This window comes from Candidatus Paceibacterota bacterium, from assembly GCA_035452965.1.
Lineage (GTDB): Bacteria > Verrucomicrobiota > Verrucomicrobiia > Limisphaerales > UBA8199 > UBA8199.
The window spans coordinates 18658-40470 of record DAOTCE010000016.1 but is presented as its reverse complement, the minus strand read 5'-3'; the positions used below and the strand labels follow the sequence as shown (position 1 = coordinate 40470).

At 61.8% G+C, this 21813-nt stretch carries 20 protein-coding genes and 1 pseudogene; 11 read left to right on the top strand and 10 right to left on the bottom strand.

Translation table 11 applies throughout. The features are described from left to right. Positions 1 to 3 precede the first annotated feature (3 nt). On the bottom strand, positions 4 to 591 hold the full coding sequence (locus P5205_13210) for a zf-HC2 domain-containing protein (GenBank protein ID HSA11320.1): 588 nt from the start codon (positions 589 to 591) through the stop codon (positions 4 to 6). Then, positions 588 to 1172: an RNA polymerase sigma factor gene (locus tag P5205_13205; GenBank protein ID HSA11319.1), complete on the bottom strand. Its 585-nt coding sequence runs from the start codon at positions 1170 to 1172 to the stop codon at positions 588 to 590. Before P5205_13205 ends, P5205_13210 begins: the two co-directional genes overlap by 4 nt. A gap of 126 nt (positions 1173 to 1298) precedes the next feature. Between P5205_13205 and P5205_13200 the strand changes: the two genes are divergently transcribed. The 3 genes from P5205_13200 to P5205_13190 all read left to right on the top strand — a co-directional run bounded on the left by P5205_13200 (position 1299) and on the right by P5205_13190 (position 5834). After that, on the top strand, positions 1299 to 1931 hold the full coding sequence (locus tag P5205_13200; GenBank protein HSA11318.1) for a nucleotidyltransferase family protein: 633 nt from the start codon (positions 1299 to 1301) through the stop codon (positions 1929 to 1931). A 33-nt stretch (positions 1932 to 1964) separates the two neighbouring features. Next, complete coding sequence (locus P5205_13195) at positions 1965 to 5111, top strand: alpha-amylase family glycosyl hydrolase (GenBank protein ID HSA11317.1); 3147 nt, start codon at positions 1965 to 1967, stop codon at positions 5109 to 5111. A 216-nt stretch (positions 5112 to 5327) separates the two neighbouring features. Further along, entirely contained in the window at positions 5328 to 5834 is a 507-nt protein-coding gene (locus tag P5205_13190; GenBank protein HSA11316.1) for a hypothetical protein, read from the top strand. Positions 5835 to 5872: 38 nt separating this feature from the next. Here the strand turns inward: P5205_13190 and P5205_13185 are convergent, their stop codons facing one another. After that, a complete protein-coding gene (locus P5205_13185) occupies positions 5873 to 6358 on the bottom strand; it encodes a hypothetical protein (protein ID HSA11315.1) in 486 nt (161 codons plus the stop codon). 242 nt (positions 6359 to 6600) lie between these two features. On the opposite strand from P5205_13185, the gene P5205_13180 reads away from it, so the two are divergent. Genes P5205_13180 through P5205_13170 form a run of 3 tightly spaced genes read left to right on the top strand, consistent with a single transcriptional unit; the run spans position 6601 to position 8806 of the window. Further along, the gene (locus tag P5205_13180; protein ID HSA11314.1) at positions 6601 to 6975 is read left to right on the top strand and encodes a Dabb family protein; all 375 of its coding nucleotides are present in this window, start codon (positions 6601 to 6603) and stop codon (positions 6973 to 6975) included. Beyond that, a complete protein-coding gene (locus P5205_13175) occupies positions 6972 to 8066 on the top strand; it encodes a DUF4838 domain-containing protein (protein HSA11313.1) in 1095 nt (364 codons plus the stop codon). The genes P5205_13180 and P5205_13175 overlap by 4 nt, the downstream gene beginning before the upstream one ends. Further along, positions 8063 to 8806, top strand: coding sequence for a Sir2 family NAD-dependent protein deacetylase (locus tag P5205_13170; protein ID HSA11312.1), 744 nt, complete (start codon positions 8063 to 8065; stop codon positions 8804 to 8806). Before P5205_13175 ends, P5205_13170 begins: the two co-directional genes overlap by 4 nt. Positions 8807 to 8943: 137 nt before the next feature. Here the strand turns inward: P5205_13170 and P5205_13165 are convergent, their stop codons facing one another. From P5205_13165 to P5205_13150, 4 genes are all read right to left on the bottom strand, one after another. Then, on the bottom strand, positions 8944 to 10413 hold the full coding sequence (locus tag P5205_13165) for a Gfo/Idh/MocA family oxidoreductase (protein ID HSA11311.1): 1470 nt from the start codon (positions 10411 to 10413) through the stop codon (positions 8944 to 8946). A 492-nt stretch (positions 10414 to 10905) separates the two neighbouring features. Beyond that, positions 10906 to 11469 (bottom strand): LemA family protein, encoded by a 564-nt coding sequence (locus P5205_13160; GenBank protein ID HSA11310.1) that lies wholly within the window; start codon positions 11467 to 11469, stop codon positions 10906 to 10908. Next, entirely contained in the window at positions 11469 to 12152 is a 684-nt protein-coding gene (locus P5205_13155; GenBank protein ID HSA11309.1) for a hypothetical protein, read from the bottom strand. The genes P5205_13160 and P5205_13155 overlap by 1 nt, the downstream gene beginning before the upstream one ends. Positions 12153 to 12173: 21 nt before the next feature. Beyond that, positions 12174 to 13034 (bottom strand): SGNH/GDSL hydrolase family protein, encoded by an 861-nt coding sequence (locus P5205_13150; protein HSA11308.1) that lies wholly within the window; start codon positions 13032 to 13034, stop codon positions 12174 to 12176. A gap of 9 nt (positions 13035 to 13043) precedes the next feature. Between P5205_13150 and nadC the strand changes: the two genes are divergently transcribed. The 5 genes from nadC to P5205_13125 all read left to right on the top strand — a co-directional run bounded on the left by nadC (position 13044) and on the right by P5205_13125 (position 17690). Then, positions 13044 to 13859, top strand: coding sequence for a carboxylating nicotinate-nucleotide diphosphorylase (nadC, locus tag P5205_13145; protein ID HSA11307.1), 816 nt, complete (start codon positions 13044 to 13046; stop codon positions 13857 to 13859). Between the two features lie 12 nt (positions 13860 to 13871). Continuing rightward, positions 13872 to 14852, top strand: coding sequence for a biotin--[acetyl-CoA-carboxylase] ligase (locus P5205_13140; protein HSA11306.1), 981 nt, complete (start codon positions 13872 to 13874; stop codon positions 14850 to 14852). Continuing rightward, complete coding sequence (locus tag P5205_13135) at positions 14849 to 15604, top strand: type III pantothenate kinase (protein ID HSA11305.1); 756 nt, start codon at positions 14849 to 14851, stop codon at positions 15602 to 15604. The genes P5205_13140 and P5205_13135 overlap by 4 nt, the downstream gene beginning before the upstream one ends. Before the next feature lie 88 nt (positions 15605 to 15692). Beyond that, positions 15693 to 16493, top strand: a complete 801-nt coding sequence (gene trpA, locus P5205_13130; protein ID HSA11304.1) for a tryptophan synthase subunit alpha — start codon at positions 15693 to 15695, stop codon at positions 16491 to 16493. Between the two features lie 63 nt (positions 16494 to 16556). Then, positions 16557 to 17690, top strand: a complete 1134-nt coding sequence (locus P5205_13125; GenBank protein HSA11303.1) for a sugar phosphate nucleotidyltransferase — start codon at positions 16557 to 16559, stop codon at positions 17688 to 17690. A gap of 35 nt (positions 17691 to 17725) precedes the next feature. Here the strand turns inward: P5205_13125 and P5205_13120 are convergent. The 3 genes and pseudogenes from P5205_13120 to pheT all read right to left on the bottom strand — a co-directional run bounded on the left by P5205_13120 (position 17726) and on the right by pheT (position 21810). Continuing rightward, positions 17726 to 18058, bottom strand: a pseudogene (locus P5205_13120) (FAD-dependent oxidoreductase). 16 nt (positions 18059 to 18074) lie between these two features. Further along, positions 18075 to 19088, bottom strand: coding sequence for a glycerophosphodiester phosphodiesterase (gene glpQ / locus P5205_13115; protein ID HSA11302.1), 1014 nt, complete (start codon positions 19086 to 19088; stop codon positions 18075 to 18077). A 265-nt stretch (positions 19089 to 19353) separates the two neighbouring features. Further along, complete coding sequence (gene pheT / locus P5205_13110; protein HSA11301.1) at positions 19354 to 21810, bottom strand: phenylalanine--tRNA ligase subunit beta; 2457 nt, start codon at positions 21808 to 21810, stop codon at positions 19354 to 19356. Between the last annotated feature and the right edge of the window lie 3 nt (positions 21811 to 21813).

The window sequence follows — 21813 nt, the reverse complement described above, 5'->3', positions numbered from 1 at the left end:
GTTCTATATGTTCAGGGTTTGTGCGCGGCGTTCGCTGCGCGGGCTAATTGTCGGCGCTTTCGACTTGCCGGTCAGTATTGGCTGGGGCAGAAAGGCCAATTCAGCCAGCAAGAGTCGCTTCTGTTTCACGGCAAAGCGCACTTCGGTGGCGTGCGGCAGTTGCTTGCCAGCCGCCAGTCGCGTTTCGGATTCGCGCGCCGCGAAGTTCAGGGTGAGAATCACCACCCAGACGGCGGTCAGCCCAGCCCAGGCCCCGGGTGAACGCCGCCAGCCGGCCTGCAATTGGTCCCCCAGTGTCGTGACGAAGGCACGCCATAACTCAATCAGGGCAGGGCGGGGCGAGGGGGGGCGCCGGACCGTCGCTGATGCTGCGGCTGCCACCGACCGCTCAATCTGCTCCCACAGGGCTGCAGTTCTCTGCCCCTGGTTCAGGCAGGACTTAACCCGGGCGTCCAGCCTTTCCTGCATGGCGAAGAGACGCGCGCATTTTGTGCAGGACTTCAGATGCTGCTCGATTTCAATTGTGGTTCTGGCGTCCAGCTCCGAGTCCAGGTAGGGGACTTGCAATGATTGGGACTCGTCACATTTCATATCTGGCTCTCCTTCAGTAGGGCGGTTCGTCGCTCAGCTCGTTCGAGGCAAGCCCGCATCTTCTGCCGGGCACGGGCCAGGTTGCCCATGACGCTGCCCAATGGGATGCCCAGGGATTCGCTGATCTCCCGGTAACGCAGATCGCCAATGGCACGGAGCAGCAGCACGGCGCGCTCTGTGTCCGTCAGCGCCTTCAGCCCCGCCGCCAGGGGTGGTTCCAAGGTGTCGTCCAACGCCGTGGCTGATAGGGGCTGGCCTCCGTCTCGGTCCGGCCCACCGGGCAGTGGCAGTTCAGCCAACTCCTCCGGCTCAAGCTGGAACTCGTGGCGGGCAATCCGGGCATGCTTCCGGTTCAGGGCGAAGGCTTCGTGTGTCAGTATCTTGAACATCCAGGCCCGGAAGCTGGCATATTCGTGGTATCTATCGAAGGCCTTAAACGCGCGCAGGACGGCGTTTTGAAGGGCGTCGGGAGCCTCCTGGGGTTCCCAGATCAGCCGCCGACAGTACGTTTCCAATTCGCGCTCGATTGGCTTGAGCAGCGCCAGGAAACGGTCCGCGTCGGATATGGCGGCTTCACGCATAACTATGCTCTATATAGACAAAGCCAAATGCAGCTCGTTTTATTACACGTATTTCGTCGGACTCTGCGCCGGGCTCCAAGTGCTTGCATCCGGCGCCGAAATTTGCGGCACTAATGTCCTATGACAATGCCATCCGCCAGACGCAAGTTCTCGTTTGGAGTGGTGCTCCTGGCAGCAGGCGCATCCAGGCGAATGGGCAAGCCCAAGCTGCTGCTGCCTTGGGGTGGGACTTCCGTCATTGGCCACTTGATCGGGCAATGGCAAGCCCTGGGTGCCGTCCAGGTGGCTGTGGTGTGCGCCACCGGCGACTCGGCCATGGAGGCGGAGTTGGATCGGCTTGGCTTTTCGGCCAAAGACCGGATTCGCAACCCGGCTCCCGAGCGCGGCATGTTGAGTTCGGTCCAATGCGCGGCACGATGGCCAGGATGGGTGAGCACTCTGACTCACTGGGCTATTGTTCTGGGCGACCAGCCGCAAATCCGGCGGGATACTCTGCGGCAGGTGCTTGATTTCAGCGCCGGGCATCCTGCCAGCGTCTGCCAGCCCGCCTGTCGTGGTCATGGGCGTCACCCGGTTATGCTACCCAAGGCCGTGTTCGGGCAGGTGGCCGGTTCGAGGGCGGCGCATCTAAAGGAATTCCTCACCGTTAGCCAACAGGCTGTGGCCCTTTGCGAGCTGGACGATCCCGGGATGGACCTGGACATTGACTGGCCGGAGGACTACCGGAGTGCCCTAAAGCAGGCCGGCTTTTCCCTTTAACTGCACGCATTGCTCTGCTACGTTCCGACTACATTGAAGCGAACTGCCAAATTCTGGCCGGGCGCCGTTGGGGCAAGCCTCAACTTCGCGCTGACCTTGCTCGCCTTGGCTGCGAGAGCGGACCAAACCCCTGAGTTTTGGCAGAGTCAGAGCATCTACCACGTTGTCACGGACCGATTCTTCGACGGCGATTCCTCCAATAACAACGCGGAGGGCAGTTACAATCCCGGCGGCAGCTCTGGCACGTCGGTGCATGGTGGCGATTTCAAGGGCCTGGAACAAAAGCTCGACTATATCAAGTCACTCGGCGCCACCGCGATCTGGATTTCCCCCATCGTGCTTAACGCCAACGGCGAATTTCACGGTTACGCCGGGCGTGACTTCTACCAAGTGGGACCGCATTGGGGCACGCTGGCGGACTTGCAGCAGTTCACGGCCGCCGCCCACGCCCGTGGATTGCTGGTCATTAACGACGTCATCGTCAACCACGGTGGAGACCTGATCGGCAGTTCCGAAGGAAACTACTTCAACAGCTTCAAGACGCCGCCGGCTGGCTACAATCTGCGCCATTGGAGCTCCAAACAATACCCCGCCCCCTTCAACACCAACGCCGCCAATCCAAACCTCACCGATCTGTTTCACAACAACGGCCTTATCCATGACTACGGCAACCAGGACCAGGCTGAACTCGGCGAGCTCAGCGGTTTGGACGATTTCAACACCGAATCGGACTACGTGCGTGCGCGCATGGTGGAGATTTACCGGTACTGGATCGGGCAGGCCGGGTTCGACGGCTTCCGGGTGGATACCGTCAAGCACGTCGAGATGGGCTTTTGGCAAACATGGTGCCCGGCGATACATGCCTGGGCCGCAACCAATGGGAAACCAAACTTCTTCATGTTCGGGGAGATTCTCGACGGCTCGAACGCCAAGTGCGGCTCCTACACCGGCACCCAGGGCGGAGGGCCTTTCAAGCTGGATTCGGTGCTGGATTATCCGCTCTACTTCGCGGTCAACAACGTGTTCGCCACAGCCTCGGGCAGCACCTCGCAGATCGAAAGCCGTTATGCCGCCCTCGCCGCTAACTATGATGCTTCGGCCCGCAACCGCTTGGTGACGTTTCTGGACAATCACGACCAGGAGCGTTTTCTCAGTTCGGGCAAGGCCAACAACAACACGGAGCGGCTCAAGGTCGCCCTGGCTTTTCTCTACACCGCCCGCGGCATTCCTTGCCTGTATTACGGCACGGAGCAGGCCTTCAACGGGGGCAATGATCCTTACGATCGAGAAGACATGTTCGACGGCCAATTCGAGCAAGGCCCCTCGCTGGGCGACAACTTCAACATGGCGCACCCGCTGTTCCAGTGGGTCGCGCGGTTGAACAATTTCCGCCGACTCTATCCTGCGCTGCTCACGGGTTCCCATGTGAACCTTTGGAACGACCCAGACGGTCCGGGGCTGTTTGCCTATGCTCGCCGGCTTGGCACGCAAGAGGTCCTTGTGGTGTTGAACACCGCGACCTCAAGTCAAACACTCCCGGCCCGCTCTACGGTCTATCCGGCGGGCACCACGCTGGTAAATCTGCTCGACACCAACGAGACTACCACCGTGACCGCCGGGCCGCAGACGCCATCCATCTCGGTGCCGGGCATGTCGGCCAAGTTGTTCCTCGCGGAATCGCAGTGGGCCCTGCTCGATCCCGTGGTCACCAGCATCACTCCGGCGCACGATTCTACGGACGCCGCCACGGTTGCGCCCGTTGTCATCCGGTTTAGCCAGCCGATGAGCACCGGCAGCGTTGTGTCCGCGTTCTCGACGCTGCCGGCTGTGAGCGGCGCATTCTCGTGGTCATCAGCCAACGACACCTTGACCTTTACCCCCGCAGGCGCGGGGTTTCCTGCCCAGACCTTCGTTACTGTGCGTCTGGCTGCCACCGCGCAGGGTGCGGAGTCTGGCAAGGCCTTTCACGCCGGCTTCGAGGCCCGCTACAGGACTGGCACCTCGACCTATATTGATCTTACGCCGCCAACGGTTCTGATTCAGACCCCGACTAATGAGAGCTTGGTGGGCGGGAATCTCACAGTTACCGGCACGGCCGCTGACAACTTCGCCGTCCAGAAGGTCGAGGTCCGATTGGACACCAACGCGTGGGTCTTGGCTTCCGGCACCAATACGTGGAGTTGCCTCCTGAGTACTTCCAACTTCCTGAATGGCTCCCATCTCCTTGCCGTGCGCGCGGCAGACTCGTCCGGCAATATCTCGGCTACCAACTCTGTGAACGTCCGGTTCTTGAATGTGCCCGGCGACTACCTCCAGCGCATCAGCGGCGGCAATTCCTCGAACGTTACGGACTGCGCCGGCAATGTCTGGATGCGTGATCAGGCTTATAGCGTTGGCTCCTGCGGACATTTGGGTGGCACGACCGGCGTGCTCGTTAACACGATTAGCGGCGTATGCGCCGCCGCGCAATCGCTTTACCAGCGGGAGCGGTATAGCACATCATCAGAGGGGTTCTACTACCAGTTTGATTGCCCGGTGGGGACCTATGAAGTCACAATGCTTGAAGCCGAGACTTACTGGAGCAGCGCTGGCCAGCGGGTCTTCGACGCCTATATCCAGGGGCGGCAGGTGCTGACTGACTTTGACATTTATGCCACCGCCGGCGGGATGAACTTGCCGTTGACCCTGGTCTTCACCAATGCCGTCACCAACGCCCAGCTAAAAGTGCTGTTCACTCCGGTCGTGGACAACGCTCGCGTCTCCGGTATCCAGGTCCGCAAGCTTGCCGACCTCTACAGCGGCAACGATAGCATTCCCGACTGGTGGCGGCTGGCGTTCTTCGATCACGCGATCGGTCAGGCTGAGGACTTCTCCCGGGCGGGCGATGATGCCGACGGCGATGGTCTGTCCAACCTGGCCGAGTTTGTCGCCGGGACGAACCCGCGGGATGACACCTCCAGCTTCAAGATCACCGGGTTCGTTCAGGCCGCCGGCGAAGCGCAGTTAGCCTGGACCGCACGCGCGGGGAGGACATATCAGTTGCTGCAGAGCGACGGTTTGGGCGAGTCGGCGACCTGGAGCAACTTCGGCGCCGCCCTCGCCGGCGTGGATGGTGTGCTTACACAAGCCGTTGGCGCCGCCACGGGCGCGTCCCGTTTCTTCCGCGTCCAGGTGCGCTGAAGACGGAAGTTACTCCAGCCGTCGAAGGGTGCCCGGCAAGGTTGAGCTTCTGGCTGGCCGGGACCCCCGACAAAGCCGGCTTGCGCAGGTGGAAGTGTGCGGTTTCTCCCACTCATCGCAACGCAGCAGCCAACACAAGATTCAATTCATGGCGGGCGGCACAAAACAAGAGTTGAATTAGCGGGCGATCACCGCGAATAATGTGCGATACGGATTATGAACTTGGATGAAGCACAACGGAGCAATGTGGCGGAGTGGATCAGGCAAGGTCTGAAGCTGTCCGAAATACAGAACCGTCTGGCGGCCGACCTGGGCGTGCGCCTGACCTATATGGAGGTGCGCCTCCTGGTGGACGACTTGAAGTTGACGCCCAAGGACGCAGAGCCGCCCAAGCCTATCGAGTCCGTGCTAACCACACCTGCCGGAACGCCGCCCGCGGGCACGCCTGTCCCGGGGGCGCGGATCGGCCCAGCCGGGTCAAAGGCAGCCCCGCCCGCAGGCGGTCCCGGGAGAGTGTCTTTAGTCGTGGACCAGATCGCCCGTCCCGGCGCGGTGGTAAGCGGCAAGGTCACGTTCAGCGACGGTAACACAGCCGCGTGGCAAATCAACGAACTAGGCCAACTGGCTTTAGCACCCCATCAATCCGGTTACCGGCCGCCGAATTCCGATCTGGAGCAATTCAGAATGGCGCTGGAGGCCGAGTTGAGCAAATTGGGCCTGTAAGCCCGAGCGGCGAATCTCCCTGAATTTGTGCTGGGGCCTTAGAACCAGTATCGCGCCCCGATCCCTGCCGTGTAACGCACTTTCGCGTCTGGTGTCAGATCAAGCACCGGCCCCACTTCGAGGAAGATATCCATCGGGACTTTACCAAAGATATAGGCTACACCGCCTGCGGCTCGGGTGCCAAACAGGTCGTTCTTGTGACTCCGTGCCCTGTAACGGGGGCCGCCGCCGCCGTAGAAGGCCAGCCTGTTCTTATCGAGTTGGACAAGGTCGTCTAAGTGGTAGAGATAGTCGGTGTGGAAGCTGAGATCGTTGTCATCGTAAGAAAGTCCCGCCATCGCATCAACGGCGGACGCGTCCGAGAGCCAGTACTTTAGGCTCACTCCGGTCGGTTCACCCAGCATCAGACCTGCGCCAAACGTCTTGTAGTTTGCCAGCGTTTGCGATTCTTCAGCGTTGAGCGGCGCGGCCTGAATCGCTAGCAACCCAATCAAGACTGTGGAGGGCAGGATAGCCGATTTCATTTCGACGCGAAATGAGCACATTAGATGCCGCGGGACCTCCGCTCCGAAAGGCGCAGGCGGCGCACGCTGTACGCGGCTATGGGGCACACTGTCCCGATTCCAGGCACTCCCAAGGACCGAATACGAACCAGCATGAACGCTCACAACGCATCCGCTTTGGCGGCATGCGAGCCAATCACGCTGCGCCTGATCTGACCATTTGCTTGCCCAAGAGAGGCCAAGCCGGATAGGCTGCAGCCTGCATGAAAGCATTCACCACAATTCTAATCGCATTTCTCACTATGGCGCTGGTTACGAATGCCCGCGCTGCCGACAAATTGCAGCACGTTGTCTGCTTTAAGTTCAAGAGCACCGCCACGGCGCAGGACATCGGCAAAGTCGAGGCGGCGTTCCAAGCGCTGAAAAAGAGCATTCCCCAGATCGCGGCCTTCGAATGGGGCACCAACGTCAGCAAAGAGAAGAAGGATAAGGGCTTCACGCACTGCTTCATCCTGACGTTCAAGAGCCAGGCGGACCTCGACAACTACCTGCCCCACCCCGAGCACAAGGCTTTCGGCAAGCTGGTCGGCCCGCTGCTGGATGACGTGTTTGTCATGGATTTCTGGTCAAAGAAATGACTGCGGCCCGGCCCAACATGAACGCGTATTGCCCGGCGTCTCTTACCCGGCGGCGGTTTCTGGAAGTTTTAGCAGGCGGTTTGGTGCTGGGAGAAACCGCCATTGCCGATGCCGCCAGCCGAGGCCTCGGGGAGCCCGTTTTCCGCACGCGGGGCGTGGTCCTCACGGTCGAGGATTTAACTCTCGCCGATTGGCCAAAGCGGGCGAAGGCGGCGGGGGTAAACACTATTGCGCTACATGCGCCGAGGTCGGCGCGCCTGCTGGCCGATTACATCCGCTCGAAGCCGGGCCGAAAGTTCCTCGCAAGCTGCCGCCGACTCGGCTTGGCCGTGGAGTACGAGCTGCACGCCATGCAGGATTTGCTGCCGCGAGAGTACTTTGACCGCGCTCCCCGGCTTTACCGCATGGACGACAAGGGGAAGCGGGTGCGTGAATGGAACTTGTGCGTTCACTCAGATCCGGCGATGCAAATCGTGGCCGACAACGCCGTCGCCCTGGCGCAGACGCTTCGCCCCACCACCGGCCGCTACTTCTACTGGGGCGACGATGGTTGCCCGTGGTGCCGCTGTCCGGAATGTGTCGGCCTGAGCGATAGCGACCAGGCGCTCCTCGTCGAGAATCGCATTCTGGAGGCTCTCCGCAAAGTGGATGCCAAGGCCCAGGTCGCTCACCTTGCGTATCACAACACGCTACCTCCTCCCAGGCAGGTTAAACCTGCGTCGGGGATCTTCCTCGAATTCGCCCCCATCCATCGCCGCTATGACGTGCCGTTCGAGCGGGCCGACGACCCCAAAACCCGGGAGCAGTTCGAAATGCTGGACGCCAACCTAGAGGTGTTTGGCGCGGCGAGCGCGCAATGCCTCGAATACTGGCTCGATGCCTCGTTGTTCTCCAAGTGGAAGAAGCCCGCCATCAGAGTGCCGTTTGATCCGCAAGTGCTGTCTGCCGATCTGGACACCTACGGCCGCCGCGGCATACGGCACGTGACCACTTTCGCCGTCTATATTGACAGCGATTACGTCGCGCGTCATGGCGAGCCGCCGCTCAAGCAATACGGTCAACAACTTTGTCAATGGACACTCCAGAAATGAAACTTGCTGAACTGCTGCGTGGTTCGAGGAAGATGCTGCTCTTCACCGGCGCGGGCATCTCCACCGGCAGCGGCATTCCCGATTTTCGCGGGCCGGATGGGGTTTGGAAACGCCGCCAGCCGGTTTACTACCATGATTTCATGCGCTCGGAAGCGGCGCGCATCGAGCACTGGGATTTCAAGCTGGAGGGATGGGAGGCCTTTCGGGACGCGCGCCCGAACGCCACGCACGAAGCCATCGCGCGCCTTGATCGGGCGGGCAAGGTGCAGGCGGTGGTGACGCAGAATATAGACGACCTGCACGCGCGGGCCGGCACGACCGCGGAGCGGTTGATCGAACTGCACGGCACGAACCGCCTCGTCGAATGCCAAACCTGCGGTCGGCGCTCGGACCCCGCGGCGCACTTCGAGTATTTCCGCAAGACGCACCTCCCGCCGGTCTGCGAATGCGGCGGCTTCCTCAAACCAGCCACCATCAGCTTTGGCCAGAACCTGCGCAACGAAGACCTGGACCGGGCGGAAGCTGCCGCCAGGGCTGCCGACTTGGTGGTGGCGCTGGGTTCGACGCTGTCGGTTCATCCTGCCGCGGACATTCCGTTGGTGGCGGCCAACCGGGGCATGCCATATGTCATCATCAATCGCGGCCCGACCGACCACGATGAGTTGCCGGAGGTCACCCTGCGTCTGGAAGGAGATGTGGGGGAAATTCTACCGCCGGCAGTAACAGAGGCACTGGCTTAATATAACGTGGTGCGCGTTCTCTTGGGAGATCAACTTCACCGCCATCGGCCACGTTTGCTTGAAGCCGAGAGCTTGATGCAACGTTGGGTCCATGGCCTGGACCAGACTTATGACTGGCCATTCCACCGCACGGCTAGTTAGAAATCCCAGCCCTTTCGAGGTTTGCGGCGGATGAACTGTGCCGCTTCGGGGGCGTTCTTTGCGAGCATGTTGGGCCCGTCCCACTCGATCTTCCTGCCGGCACGCAGAGCAACGCAGCCCAGCAGAATAATCTCAGTCAGGTAAGCCGCAATTTCGAAGTCCGAATAACCGGGCGGCCCGCCCTTGCAGGCGGCAATCCACTCCAGGTGATGGCGCTGGTCCGCGGTGCCTTGGAACGGGTTGCGCGGGATGGTCTGCGGGATATTCTTCACCGCCTGGTGGGTCTTGCCATCGGTCAGTTCCTTTTCCCCCTTTAACTTGAGGAAGAACTGGGCGCCGTAGTCGTCGGGCGAGAAGAGCTTGCCGTTGTCGCCGACGAGCAGACACCCGCTGCCCGGGATCTTGTCCATCATCTCCTGGACATCCGCGACGACTTCCATAGGGGGTTTGTTGCTGCCGTCGTGATCGTAGGGATGGTCAGGCTTGGGGTCGCCGCCGTCATACCACCAAAAGGTGACCGGCGGTTGGTCGCCGCGGGAGGGGAACTGGAAGCGGATGGTGGACTTGAGCGGGTAACTCTCCCGGTTGATGGCTGAGGAGGTTGCTTCAACCTCCGTCGGATAACCCAGGTTCAACGCGCGGAAAGGCATGTTCGCCGTATGGCATGCCATGTCGCCCAGTGCGCCGGTGCCGAAGTCCTGCCAGCCACGCCACGCAAACGGATGGTAGATCGAGCCCCGCCGGCGCCGCCCGCCGCTCATCGGCTTCTCGGGCCATTCGGCCTTGTAAGGGCGCAGGGGAGCCGGCCCAAGCCAGCCGTCCCAATCGAGTCTGTCAGGCACGGGATCAGACCCCGGAGGCTGATCCATGCCTTGCGGCCAGATTGGCCGGTTGGTCCACACATGGACCTCCCGCACCGGCCCGATGAGGCCGGCCTGAATGATCTCGACGGTGCGCCGCAAACCGTCTTCGGCGCTGCCTTGGTTGCCCATTTGGGTGCGGACATTGCATTGCTTGGCCAGCTTGCGGAGCAGGCGCGCTTCGTAGATCGTCTGCGTCAGCGGTTTCTGGCAGTAGACGTGCTTGCCCAGGCGCATGGCCGTTGCGGCGGCGATGGCGTGCGTGTGGTCGGGCGTGGACACGACGACCGCATCGAGCGATTTCTCCTGGTCGAGCATCTTGCGCCAATCCTGATAGATTTTGGCGTTCGGATACTTGGCGCGCCGGGCGGCGGTTGCCCTTTCGTCCACATCGCACAGCGCGACAATGTTCTCCCCCGCGCAACACTCTGTGTCGCTGGCGCCCTTTCCGCCGGCGCCGATGACCCCTATGTTCAGTTTGTCAGTGGCTGAGAGCCGGCGGGGCCGGGGCGCGCTGCAACCCGTCAGGGTGGTGGCGCTCGCGGCGAGCGCGGAATAATAAAGAAATTGCCGCCGGGTTATGCCGTGAAGCAGAGCAGGTCGCATAGTTGACATGGTATTGCTACTACGCGGAGTCTCGCGCGCAGACAAGCAGAATATAGAGCGCGGGGCTCTTGGGAGGAAGGTGAACTTGCCCGCGCAGCTTGAGCTTGGCTTGCTGTCTTGCTGCCGCAAACCCCTATTCTTGGGCCGAATAGCCGCCCCGGTGCGACAACGTTGTGACACCCGTTATACCCCGGTGTGGTTCCCATGGGGCCCGACCCCCATGGGAACCACACCGGGATCCCGCCGGATTGGCACCGTCCCAATGCCGTAGTTAGCTTGGGCGATGGGTGGTTCAGGCCAGGGGGGTGGGGGGAGCCAGTAGTTGGGACGGCCGGGGGTGGACTTGGCTGGATACACCCGACTTCTGGCGCAGGTCTTGAGCCGCCCTGCCCGGTGAGATCAGGCTAGCCGATACTGGTCAGGTTGGATTCGCTAAATCACGCGGTTGGAGTCGTGGGCTTGGGGAGACATACACCCGTTCCCAAGCAGGTGCTATTGCGCAAACTCAGAGTCCGGGACTTCCCTGACGGAGGGGGGCACGCTGAAGAATTCGTGTGACTGAAAGCCGAACACCTGTGCCACCAAATTGCTGGGGAAGGTTTCGCACTTGTTGCGGTAGGCGCGCACGTTCCCGTTGTAGAACCTGCGGGCGGCCTGAATGCGGTTTTCAGTCGTAATCAACTCCTGCTGCAGCTTGAGGAAGTGCTGGTCGGCCTTGAGCTGGGGGTAGCTTTCCACCAGCACCAGCAAGTGTTTCAAGGCGTCCACGAGCTGGACCTCGTCTTTAGCCTGGTCGCCGGGCGAGCCGTGGTTGGACACGCAGCGCGCGCGCAGCTCCGTGACCCGTTCCAGCACCTCTTTCTCGTGCGCGGCATAGCCTTTGACCGTGGCGACCAGGTTGGGGATCAGGTCGTAGCGGCGGTTGAGTTCGGTGTCCACGTTGCTCCAGGACTCGCTGATGTAGTTGCGCAGGCTGACCAGCCAGTTGTATTGCACGATGACCCAGACCACCGGCAACAACACGATCAGGAACAACATGATCAACGCCGCCATCATCAGGTCTTGGTAAACAAATAATCGGGCAGGCGCAACCGAATCTCGAGCAGCCGCTGGAGGTTGCCTTCGATCTGCGCGGCGGAGAGGCGCTTATCGAACGCCAGCGCCAGGGCAGAGTCTTCGATTTCAAGGCTCAGGTCGCGGTTGGCCAACAGGTATTCCATCATCTGCGCGTTGCAGACGTCATAAGCAAACTTCCGGTCCTTGGACCGCACGCAGAACTCGTGCGAGAACTCTGCCGACTCGAAGTCAATGTCGTCATATCCGAGCGCCTGGGCGAATTTGGAAAGCAAGCCTTCGCGCGTGACCTTCAGCTCCGGAAAACTCACCGGCAGAAGCAGGATAAAGAACGAGAAGTAGTGATGGTGCGTGCGCCGATGGCCCTTCGAATCGGTGGAGTGCGTCTCGTAGTGGTAATCGAACACCAGCACCTGGTTCTGCCGGTAGCCGCCGGAGAGCACATTGAAGGCGTAACGGTTGCTGCCCTGGGCAAGCTTGTTGAGAAAGCCAAAGCGTTTCGCCAGTTCGTAATCATTGCCAGGGCGGAAATCCAGCCCCAGCCGGGTAGCGAATTCGAGCAGCTCCTCGCGCCGCTTCCGCGCGGCAATGGTTGAATAAATGGCCCCGGCGATGACCAGCAGCAAGAACAGGCCGAGGATGAAAATGATGCCGCCAACGCCCATAAGCCGCGTGTTCCCGCTGGCTCAAGGCTGGCTGCCGCCGCCTCCCGGTCCCGCATACTTGTCCACCAACGGCCGGAGGACCGAGGCCCAGAGTTCGTAACCTTGCTCATTGAGATGAAGCATGTCTTTGACGCACAAATCTGCCCGTGGCTTGCCCTCGGCGGTCAACATTGGTGTGAACACATCCGCGAAGACCAGCCGCTCATCTGTGCCGCAGTGGTCCCGGATGAGCCGATTGGTTTTCCTGACCTGATCCAGGAATCTCTCCCTCGACGGACACGGCTTGATTGCAATGTAGCCTATCCGCGTGCGCGGCAGCGCCGCATGGATCTTCCCCACAAACGCCTTGAAATCGGCCAGGACTGTCTCCGGCGATTTGCCGCCCGCGATGTCGTTGTCTCCCGCATAAAGCAGGACCAGTCTCGGCCTGTAGGGCGTGACAATCCGGCCCGCGAACGCAACTGAATCCGCCAGTTGAGACCCGCCGAAGCCGCGGTTGATGACTTTGTGTCCCGGGAAGGCCGAAGCGATGTTCGTCCAACGTCGGATGCTGGAACTGCCGATAAACAGCACCCCATCCTTTGGTGGTGGATTTGTTCGATCAGCCGCCTCGAAGTCGCCGATCGCTTTCGCCCAACGCACCTCCGGCGGTTGCTTGCCAGCCGGGGTGGTTTGAGCGAACAGACCGCAGCTCAGGCTGGCCCACATTGCCAGGGCCAGCCACGTGCTTGACCAAACAAAACGCGTGCGCATCAGCCGATATTGCGAAGCCAGGCCGCTCTCGTCAAAGGTCTTGTTGATGCCCGCAACTACGGGCTTTTGCTTTCCCTTGCTTTCCTCCATCTTGCTGGCGTGGAACCGTGGTTGGCAGATGAGATTCATCGCGTGGTCATGCCCGCTCTGGCGGAGGACATAGGCAGCGGAGATGTGACGACGCTGGCGACTGTGCCGGAAACCGCCAAGGCCAAGGCGGCGATGAGAGCGCGCGAGTCGCTGGTGGTGGCAGGCTTGGCCCTGGCCGAAGGCGCATTTCAAGCGTTGTCTGCTTCGGTGAAGATTGCCCGCCTTGCCGAGGACGGCCAGCGGTTGGCGGAAGGCAAGCCTATCCTGGAAATTTCCGGTCCGACCCGTGCTTTGCTCAGTGGCGAACGCGTCGCGCTCAACTTCCTGCAGCGTCTCTGCGGCATTGCCACTTTGACCGCCCAGTTCGTTGAGGCTGTCCGCGGCACCCGGGCGCAGATTCTGGACACGCGCAAGACCACGCCGGGCTGGCGGCGGCTGGAAAAGTACGCGGTCGCGTGCGGTGGCGGGAAGAATCATCGCCTCGGCCTGTTTGATATGGTGCTGATCAAGGACAACCACCTGGCGGCGCTAAGACACGAGTCGCCCAACGCCATTGCCGCCGCGGTCGAGCGAGCGCGGGCCAGGTATCCGCAGCTTAAGGTGGAGGTCGAAGCCGATTCTCTGGAGCAGGTCGAACAAGCCGTTGCCGCGGGCGCCGATATGATTCTGCTGGACAACATGAACCTGGTCCAATTGCGCCTGGCGGTGCAGAAGTGCAAGGACCGCGCGCTGACCGAGGCCAGCGGGGGCGTGACTCTGCCCGGCGTTCGCGCCATCGCTGAAACCGGGGTGGATTTCATCTCAGTTGGGGCGCTGACGCATTCCGCGCGTTCAGTGGATATCGGGCTCGACTTCGAGGTTTGAGCTGCTCTTCCCATGAACCTTGACGCTCGAATCCTGACGGCACTGCGCGCCGCCGAGTACAGCGCTGTCTCCGGCGCGGAGCTGTCCCACGAGCTTGGGGTGAGCCGCGCGGCGATCTGGGCGCGGATCGAGGACTTGCGCTCGCTCGGCTATGACATTGAGGCCAGCCCGCACCGGGGCTACCGGCTGTTGCACGCCCCGGATGTGTTGCACGCCGACGATCTAATCTCGCGTTTGGGCAAGACAAAGGTGATCGGGCGGGACATCCGCGTCTTCCAGGAGACCACGTCCACCAACGACGTGATCGAGAAGCTAGCGCGCGATGGCGTCAAGGAGGGGGTCGTGGTGTTCGCGGAGTCGCAGACGCGGGGCCGGGGACGGCTGGGCCGGAAGTGGATGTCGCCATCGAAGGGCGGCCTGTGGTTTTCGGTGCTGCTGCAGCCTGACCTGCGGCCGCAGGAGGCCACGCGGTTGACCATCGCCTCAGCGACGGCGCTGCGCCGGGCTATCGAGGGGCAGACGGGTTTAAGGGCGAGGATCAAGTGGCCCAACGACATTCTGGTTAACGGGCGCAAGGCGGCGGGCATCCTGACGGAACTGAGCGCCGAGCTGGACCACATCAAGTATGTCATCCTCGGCATTGGCGTGGATGTGAACCTCAGCCCGTCCGACTTTCCGCCCGAGTTGCGCAAGGTGGCAACGTCGCTGAAGGCCGAGCTGGGCAAGGCGGTTTCGCGGCCGGACCTGGCGGTGGCGATCCTGCGCGAGTTGGATCGCGATTACGCGCGGGTGGGATCGAGCGAATTCGGGGCGCTGGCGGACGAGTGGGAGGAGCACGGCACGACCATCGGCCACGAAGTGGTTATTAGTATGGGCGAACGTCGGATGCGCGGTCGTGCGGAGGCTCTGGGCGAGGACGGCGAGCTGCTGCTGCGCACGGAGCATGGCCGGCTGGAACGCGTGGTGGGGGGAGATGTGAGAGTGGAGAAATGATCCTGCTGTTCGATATCGGGAACACGAACACCCACCTCGGGCTGGCGAATGCCCGGCGCGTGGTGAAACAGGCGGACATGCCGACTGCCGCCTGGTTTCATAACACGGCGCTGAAAGGAGTAGTCAATCTCACCGGCCGCACGTGGATCAAAGGGGCGGTTGTTTGCAGCGTCGTGCCGATGGCCACGCCGCTGGCGCACGAAATGGTGAAGCACATGTGGCACGCGCGGTGCCTGGAGCTGACACCGGAGACACTGCGGGGTGTTGGTATTGATTACCCGCGCCCGCGGACCATCGGGCCGGACCGGCTGGCGAACGCGGTGGCGGCGCGCGCGCGCTTTGGCGCCCCGGTGGTGGTGGTGGATTTCGGGACGGCGGTGACGATCGACGTGGTGAACCGGCGGGGTGACTACGTGGGGGGCGTTATCGCGCCCGGACTGGCGGCGATGACCGATTACCTGCACGAGAAGACAGCGCTGCTGCCGCGCATCCGGATTCGCGACGTCAGGAACCCTATCGGCAAGAGCACCGAGCAGGCGATGCTCGTGGGGGCTGTCTACGGCTACCGGGGGTTGGTGCGGGAACTGATCGCGGAGCTGAAGCGTGGACTCAAGGCGCGTCGGCTGCCGGTGGTGGCCACGGGCGGTTATGCGCGGCTGCTTGCCTCAAAGCTGCCGGAGATCACGCGCGTGGACCCGCTGCTAACGTTGGAAGGACTGCGCTTGGTTTGGGTGGCCCACCATCGCGCGTAGGGCTGACCTGCTGTGCACGGCACGGCCTCATGAAGGCAGCGGCCAAAACCGTTGAATTACAAAGGCGCTTCAGGCATTCTGAGGGTGAATGAATCGTATCGTTGAACGGTTCGCCCGCCTGCGGCAGGAAGGTCAGAAGGGCTTCATCGTTTATATCGGCGCGGGCGACCCGAACCTCGAAGCCACGCGGCGGCTGGCGCTGGCCTTCGATGGCTTGGGGGTGGATGTGCTGGAGTTAGGGGTGCCATTCAGCGACCCGCTCGCGGACGGTTTGGTCAACCAGCTTGCGGCCCAGCGCGGCTTGGAGTCCGGCACCACCCCGCTCAAGGTGCTCGAAACGGTGGCGGCCATCCGGCGGGAGTCGCAGATTCCCATTGTCCTCTACATCTACTTCAACCTTGTCCATCGCTGCGGGGTCGAGCGGTTCATTGCGAATGCAGCGCGGGCGGGGGTGGACGGATTGCTGGTGCTGGATTTGCCGCCGGAGGAGAGCGACGACTACGAAGCGTTCATGCGCCAGGCGGGGCTGTGCAACATCTATCTGGTGGCGCCGACAACGCCGGACGATCGGATGGAGTTGATCGTCAAGCGCGGCACGGGTTTCATATACTACGTTTCGCGCGAGGGCGTTACTGGCATGCAAGAGAAGGTCTCCAATACGATTACGCAGATGACCGCGAAGATCCGAGCGCACACTGACTTGCCTGTTGCCGTCGGCTTCGGCATCTCGACGCCGGAGCAGGCGAGTAGCGTGGCACAGAGCGCCCAGGCGGTGGTTGTGGGCAGCGCCATCGTTGACCAGGTTGCCCAGTGCGGTGCAGCGCCGGAGTTAGTCGAGCGGGTCATCGCTTTCACCAGACGCCTCCTTCAGGCAGTGAAGAAACCATGAACCTCAAACAGTAGGGACGCCGCATTGAGGCATGGCGCGCCTGCAGAAACCAGTGAAATAAGCATGAAAGCCAAACCAAAAACCAACGAACGTTTCGTAATCATCATGGCGGGCGGGCGCGGCGAGCGCTTCTGGCCGGTCAGCCGCGAGAAGCGGCCCAAGCAACTCCTCACGCTACTGGGCGGCCGGTCATTCCTCCAGCAGGCCGTTGATCGCGTGCTGCCACTGGTGCCCATCAAAAACATCCTAATCATCACCAACGAGGTCCAGGCACCCGAGGTGCGCAAACAATTGCCGAAGTTGCCTAAGGAGAATGTCATCGCCGAGCCAATTGGCCGCGATACCTGCGCGGCGGTGACACTAGGGGCCGCGCTGGTTGGAGCGCGCTCGACCACTGGCGTTATGGCGGTGCTTCCGGCCGACCACGTCATTCCTGAGGAAAAGAAGTTCCAACAGGTTCTGGGGGACGCCTTTGACCTTGCGAGCCGTGGGCAGGCCATCATCACCATCGGCATCAAGCCCACCGAACCGGCCACGGGCTACGGGTACATCCGCGTTGGTGAGACTCTGCCGCCGCCGCAGGGGGTGAAGTCCTACAGGACGCCGTTCCACCGCGCCGAGCAGTTTGTGGAGAAACCTCATTTCGACCGGGCGCTCGAATACCTCAACAGCGGCCAATACCGCTGGAACGCGGGCATGTTCATCTGGTCATTCGTCACCATCACCGAGGGCCTGCAAAAGCACCAGCCGGATATGTATCAGGCCTGCCAACGCTGGTTCAAAGTGGGAGCCAACCCCGCCAGGCTGAACAAGGTCCTCGCGAAGGAATATCCGGAGCTGAAACGCATCTCCATTGACTACGCCCTGATGGAGCATGCGCAGAATGTCATTGTAGCCGACGGCGCCTTTGAGTGGGACGACCTTGGCTCCTGGACCGCGCTGGGCCGGCACCTCAAGGCTGACCCGGAGGGCAACTGTGCCGTGGCTGATTTCCTTCACGTTGACGGCGCGCGGAACATCATCTTCGACGCGCGAAGCAAGGAGCGGCGTACGCCAATTGCCGTCGTGGGGCTGCGGGATTCCATCCTGGTGCAGACCGATGACGCCACCCTTCTGGCGCACAAGAGCCAGTCGCAAAAGGTCAAGGAGTTGGTCAAGCGGCTGGCCGCGGACCCAAGGCTCAAGAAGCTGATTTAGCGTGCCCGTGTTCGGGTGACGCTGCGGCAACCGCCTTAAATCGCAGGGACGATTGCCCCGTGTTCGACGAGGGCGGCGGCAGCGCCTGCGGCCTGACCCATCGCCATGCACGAGCCCGGCAAGCGGAGCGCCGAATTGACCAGGCGGTCACTGCTCACGCAACGTCCCGCCACGACCAGGTTGCGGCTGCCCCTCGGAATCAATGCTCCCATCGGGAGGGTGGGGACCACGCCGTCAGCCAGCGGCTTGGGACGAACGCCGTGCTCGTCGTGGAGATCAATCGGATAGAAAGAATACGCGACCGCGTCCCGGAACTGGCGTCCGCTGACGTAATCGTCGTGGTTCACCGTGCTCTTGCCTAGGATTCGATAGGTCTCGCGGGCTTCAGTGCATTCCTCGTCGGCGCAGCCATTGCACGGTCAGATCGGGGAAATCGGTGAAAAGGCCATCTAACTTGGCCTGGACGAAGAGGATTTCAAGCGCGTCGTCCATTGAGTCGGCGAATTTCGGCAGATCATCAGCGCGCAGAGTATAGGGGTGGACGGTTAGCTTTGCCGCGTGGGCGTTCTTGACGAAGTCGGAGACCTGGCAGTCGGCCTTTGACTTGCCTGACACGATCGCGCTGAGCTCCGGGCCAATGCCGTCTGCGAACCGCGCCAGCTCTGCCATGCCCGCGGGCGTGAACCAGGCTTCCCGATTGCTGCCGTCCGGATTCTTCCTGTTCGCTTGCAGCAGCAGGAGAAGGTGCCCTTCCCAGGCCAACTCGGTCCGAATCCGTTTGACCTCGTCGGCCTCGAAGCACTGAATCCAGCATGGATCTTGTTTGGTCGCGTACCCGTACCGCCGCAGGATCGGGAGCACGATGCGGCTAATGTCGTGACCTTCTTTGCGATGCCAGGCGGCTTGCTTGATCTCGGGATAAATACCCGCCACGCGGCCGCAGGTCATGTTGAGCCCCTGGATCAGCTGCAGTTCCTCCTCCAGCGTCGAAATCTGAAATGACGAGCGGTTCATGGGAAAGCGATTCGGATAGTAGGCCTTGCCAGTCTTGGGATTAAGTCGCTCATTGGCGCGGAGTTGCTTGAGTTCCGCGATGGTGAAATCCAGGGCGTAGTAGCGCCCGTTTTGCCGCTTGCGCTCGGGAAACCGCTGGGCCACGTCGCTGATGTTGTCCAACTGGATATCATGCATCACGATGGGCACGTCATCTTTCGTAAGCACGACATCCTGCTCGATGAAGTCCGCGCCCATTGCGTGGGCCAGCACCTTGGCTTCGAGGGTGTGCTCAGGCAGGTAGCCGCTGGCGCCACGATGCGCGATGACAACGGGCTTGGCGGTTTGAGCGGTCAGGGGCAGGACCAACGCAGACAGAATTGCAACCAGGAAGATGTTCATCATGATGTCAGTGGTTGCGCCATAAAGCAGCCGAAGTGAGGCCCTTCGTCAAGCCCGAAGCCTGGTAACGGCAGGAGTTCTGTGGCTCCGACCGACAGGATGCGATAAGGCAAATAGCATTGGCCTATGATGAGATTCGTCTGGAAGCGATTCACCGGATTGGCCGTGGTGCTGGCTTGCAGTTGCACCGCGCAATCTATCGCCCGCCCCTGAAGCAGCCGTGGCGTTGAGGTTGTTCGAATTATTACAGGGGCCGCTGCCTTCGCATCTACTCCCGCACGACGGCCAGCAGCTTCTGTTTCAACTGGGCCACCAGCTTCTCATGGACCGCGTTGACTTCGGCGTCGGTGAGCGTTCGCTCCGTGTGCCGATAGGTGAAGGCGTAGGCCATGCTCTTTTGCCCCGCGGGAACGTTCTTGCCGCGGAACACGTCGAACAGTTCGGCTGCCTCCAGATTGGCCGGCTTGGCCTGCTTGACGACTTGGAGGATGGTGTCGTAGGTAGTCGCCTCGGGCAGGACCATGGCCACGTCGCGGCGGATGGCTGGGAAGGCCGGTAGAGAGCGAAAGGTCTTGGCGTTGTTACGACGGGCCAGGAGCAGGTCGAGATTCAGTTCGGCGAGCAGGACGGCGTCGCGCAAATCGTACTGCCTGGCCAGCGGGGGCAGCAATTGGCCGAACTCGCCGAGCTGAAATCGGCCGAGGTGAACGGTGGCGGACTCCAGGAAGAGCGCCGTGCTATCCGCCCGGCGGACGTAGTTCATCCCCCGCAGGCCAAACTGCTCCAGGAACTCCTCGATCATGCCCTTCAGGTCGTAGAGATCGAGCTTTGCCTCGCGCTCCCCACCGCTCCAAAAGAGCGAGTTGCGCTGGCCGGTCAAGGCGATGGCCACGCGGCGTTCTTCGCGGCGCTGGCCGGCGGTTTGGGTGAAAACGCGGCCGACTTCGAACAAGGCGGCATCATAGGTCTTGCGGTTGACGTTATGCCGCAGCGCATCGAGGAGGCATGGCAGCAGGCTCGGGCGCAGCACGTTCATGTCGCTGCTCAAGGGATTGGATAGGGCGACCAGGGCTTCGCCCGCCACCAGCTTGCCGGCAGTCTCGGAAATCAGGGTCTGTCCTTGTGTTTCGAACAAGCCCAGGCCCGTCAGGATTCGCCGCGCTTCAGCCAGTTGATCGTGGACGGCGTCGTAGGCGTTGGCGCCGACGGCCCCACGCGGTGGCGTGGCGGGGATCTTGTCCGTGCCGTAGAGACGGGCGACTTCCTCGATGAGGTCAATCTCGCGCTTCAAGTCCACCCGGAATGAGGGTACGCGGAAGGCCGTCGCATGGGGCGTGCGCACCCCCGTGGTCGGAGCGATGCCCGGAGCGGTCTCAACCTCCAAGCCGAGCCGCTGCAAACAGTCAATCTGCCGCTCCACGGGGACCACGACGCCAAGCACGGCGTCCGTCTGGGGGTGACGCAGATTGATTAGCCTGGGGGTAAAGGGCTTGGGGTAGGCATCCACGACGCCCTGCGCCAGCGTGCCGCCCGCGGTTTCCAGGATCAACTGCGCCGCGCGCTGGCTGGCCCAATCACAAATGCCGACGTCGGCCCCGCGCTCGTAGCGATACGAGGATTCGGTGCGCAGGTCGAGCTTCTTGGACGTGGCCCGGATGTTCTGGGGCTTGAAGCAAGCGCTCTCAAGGAGCACATCCACCGTGTTGAGATTGATCTCGCTGTTCTGGCCCCCCATGACGCCCGCCAGCGCGACGGCCTTGGTTTCATCGGCAATCAGGAGCATCTGGCTGGTCAAAGTGCGCTCCTGGCCGTCCAAGGTCATGAACTTCTCGCTCTCGCCGGCGCGGCGGACCACGATGGTGGGGCAGGCCGCTCCGCTCGCAGTGGCCAGTAAATGGTAGTCAAATGCATGCAGCGGCTGGCCTGTTTCGAGCATCACGTAGTTGGTGACGTCCACCACATTGTTGATGCTGCGGACGCCGACTTTCTCCAAGGTGCTTTTCAGCCAATCCGGGCTGCCGGCGATCTTGACGCCAGTAATCACGCGGGCGGTATAACGGGGGCACAATTCGGGATCCTCAATCCGTACCTGCGCCAACTCCTCGACCTGACGGCCGGCTTCGTTGAACTGCACCAGGGGCAGTCTGAGCGGATTCCCAGTCGCAGCGCTTATCTCGCGGGCAATGCCAATTACGCTGTTGAGGTCAGGACGGTTGGGCGTGATTTCCAAGTCATAAACGACGTCACTGCCGGTCCGGCCAAGGTATTCCGCGAACGGCTGGCCGACCCTGGCATCCTCACGCAGGATAAGCAGTCCCTGCACTTCGTCTCCCATCCCGAGTTCCTGCGGCGAGCACATCATGCCGTGCGATTCGACGCCGCGAATCTTGCCAACCTTGATGGTGAAGGGCGCCTCGCCCGGCTTGGCCGGCAGGCTGGCGCCGGGCAGGATGAGCGGCACCTTGTCGCCGGCCTTGAAGTTCTGTGCGCCGCAGACGATCTGGCGCTCGCCCTGGCCATCGTTGACGCGGCAGAGGCTGAGCTTGTCCGCGTTGGGGTGCTTGTCCCTGGTGATGACCTGCGCGACAACAATGCCTTCGAACTCGCCCCCGAGCTTCTGGACGGTTTCGACTTCCAGGCCAAGCATGGTGAGCCGCTCGGCCAGTTCGGCTGGCGACCAGTCGAACTCCACGTATTGTTTGAGCCAGTTAAAGGTAACTTTCATGGC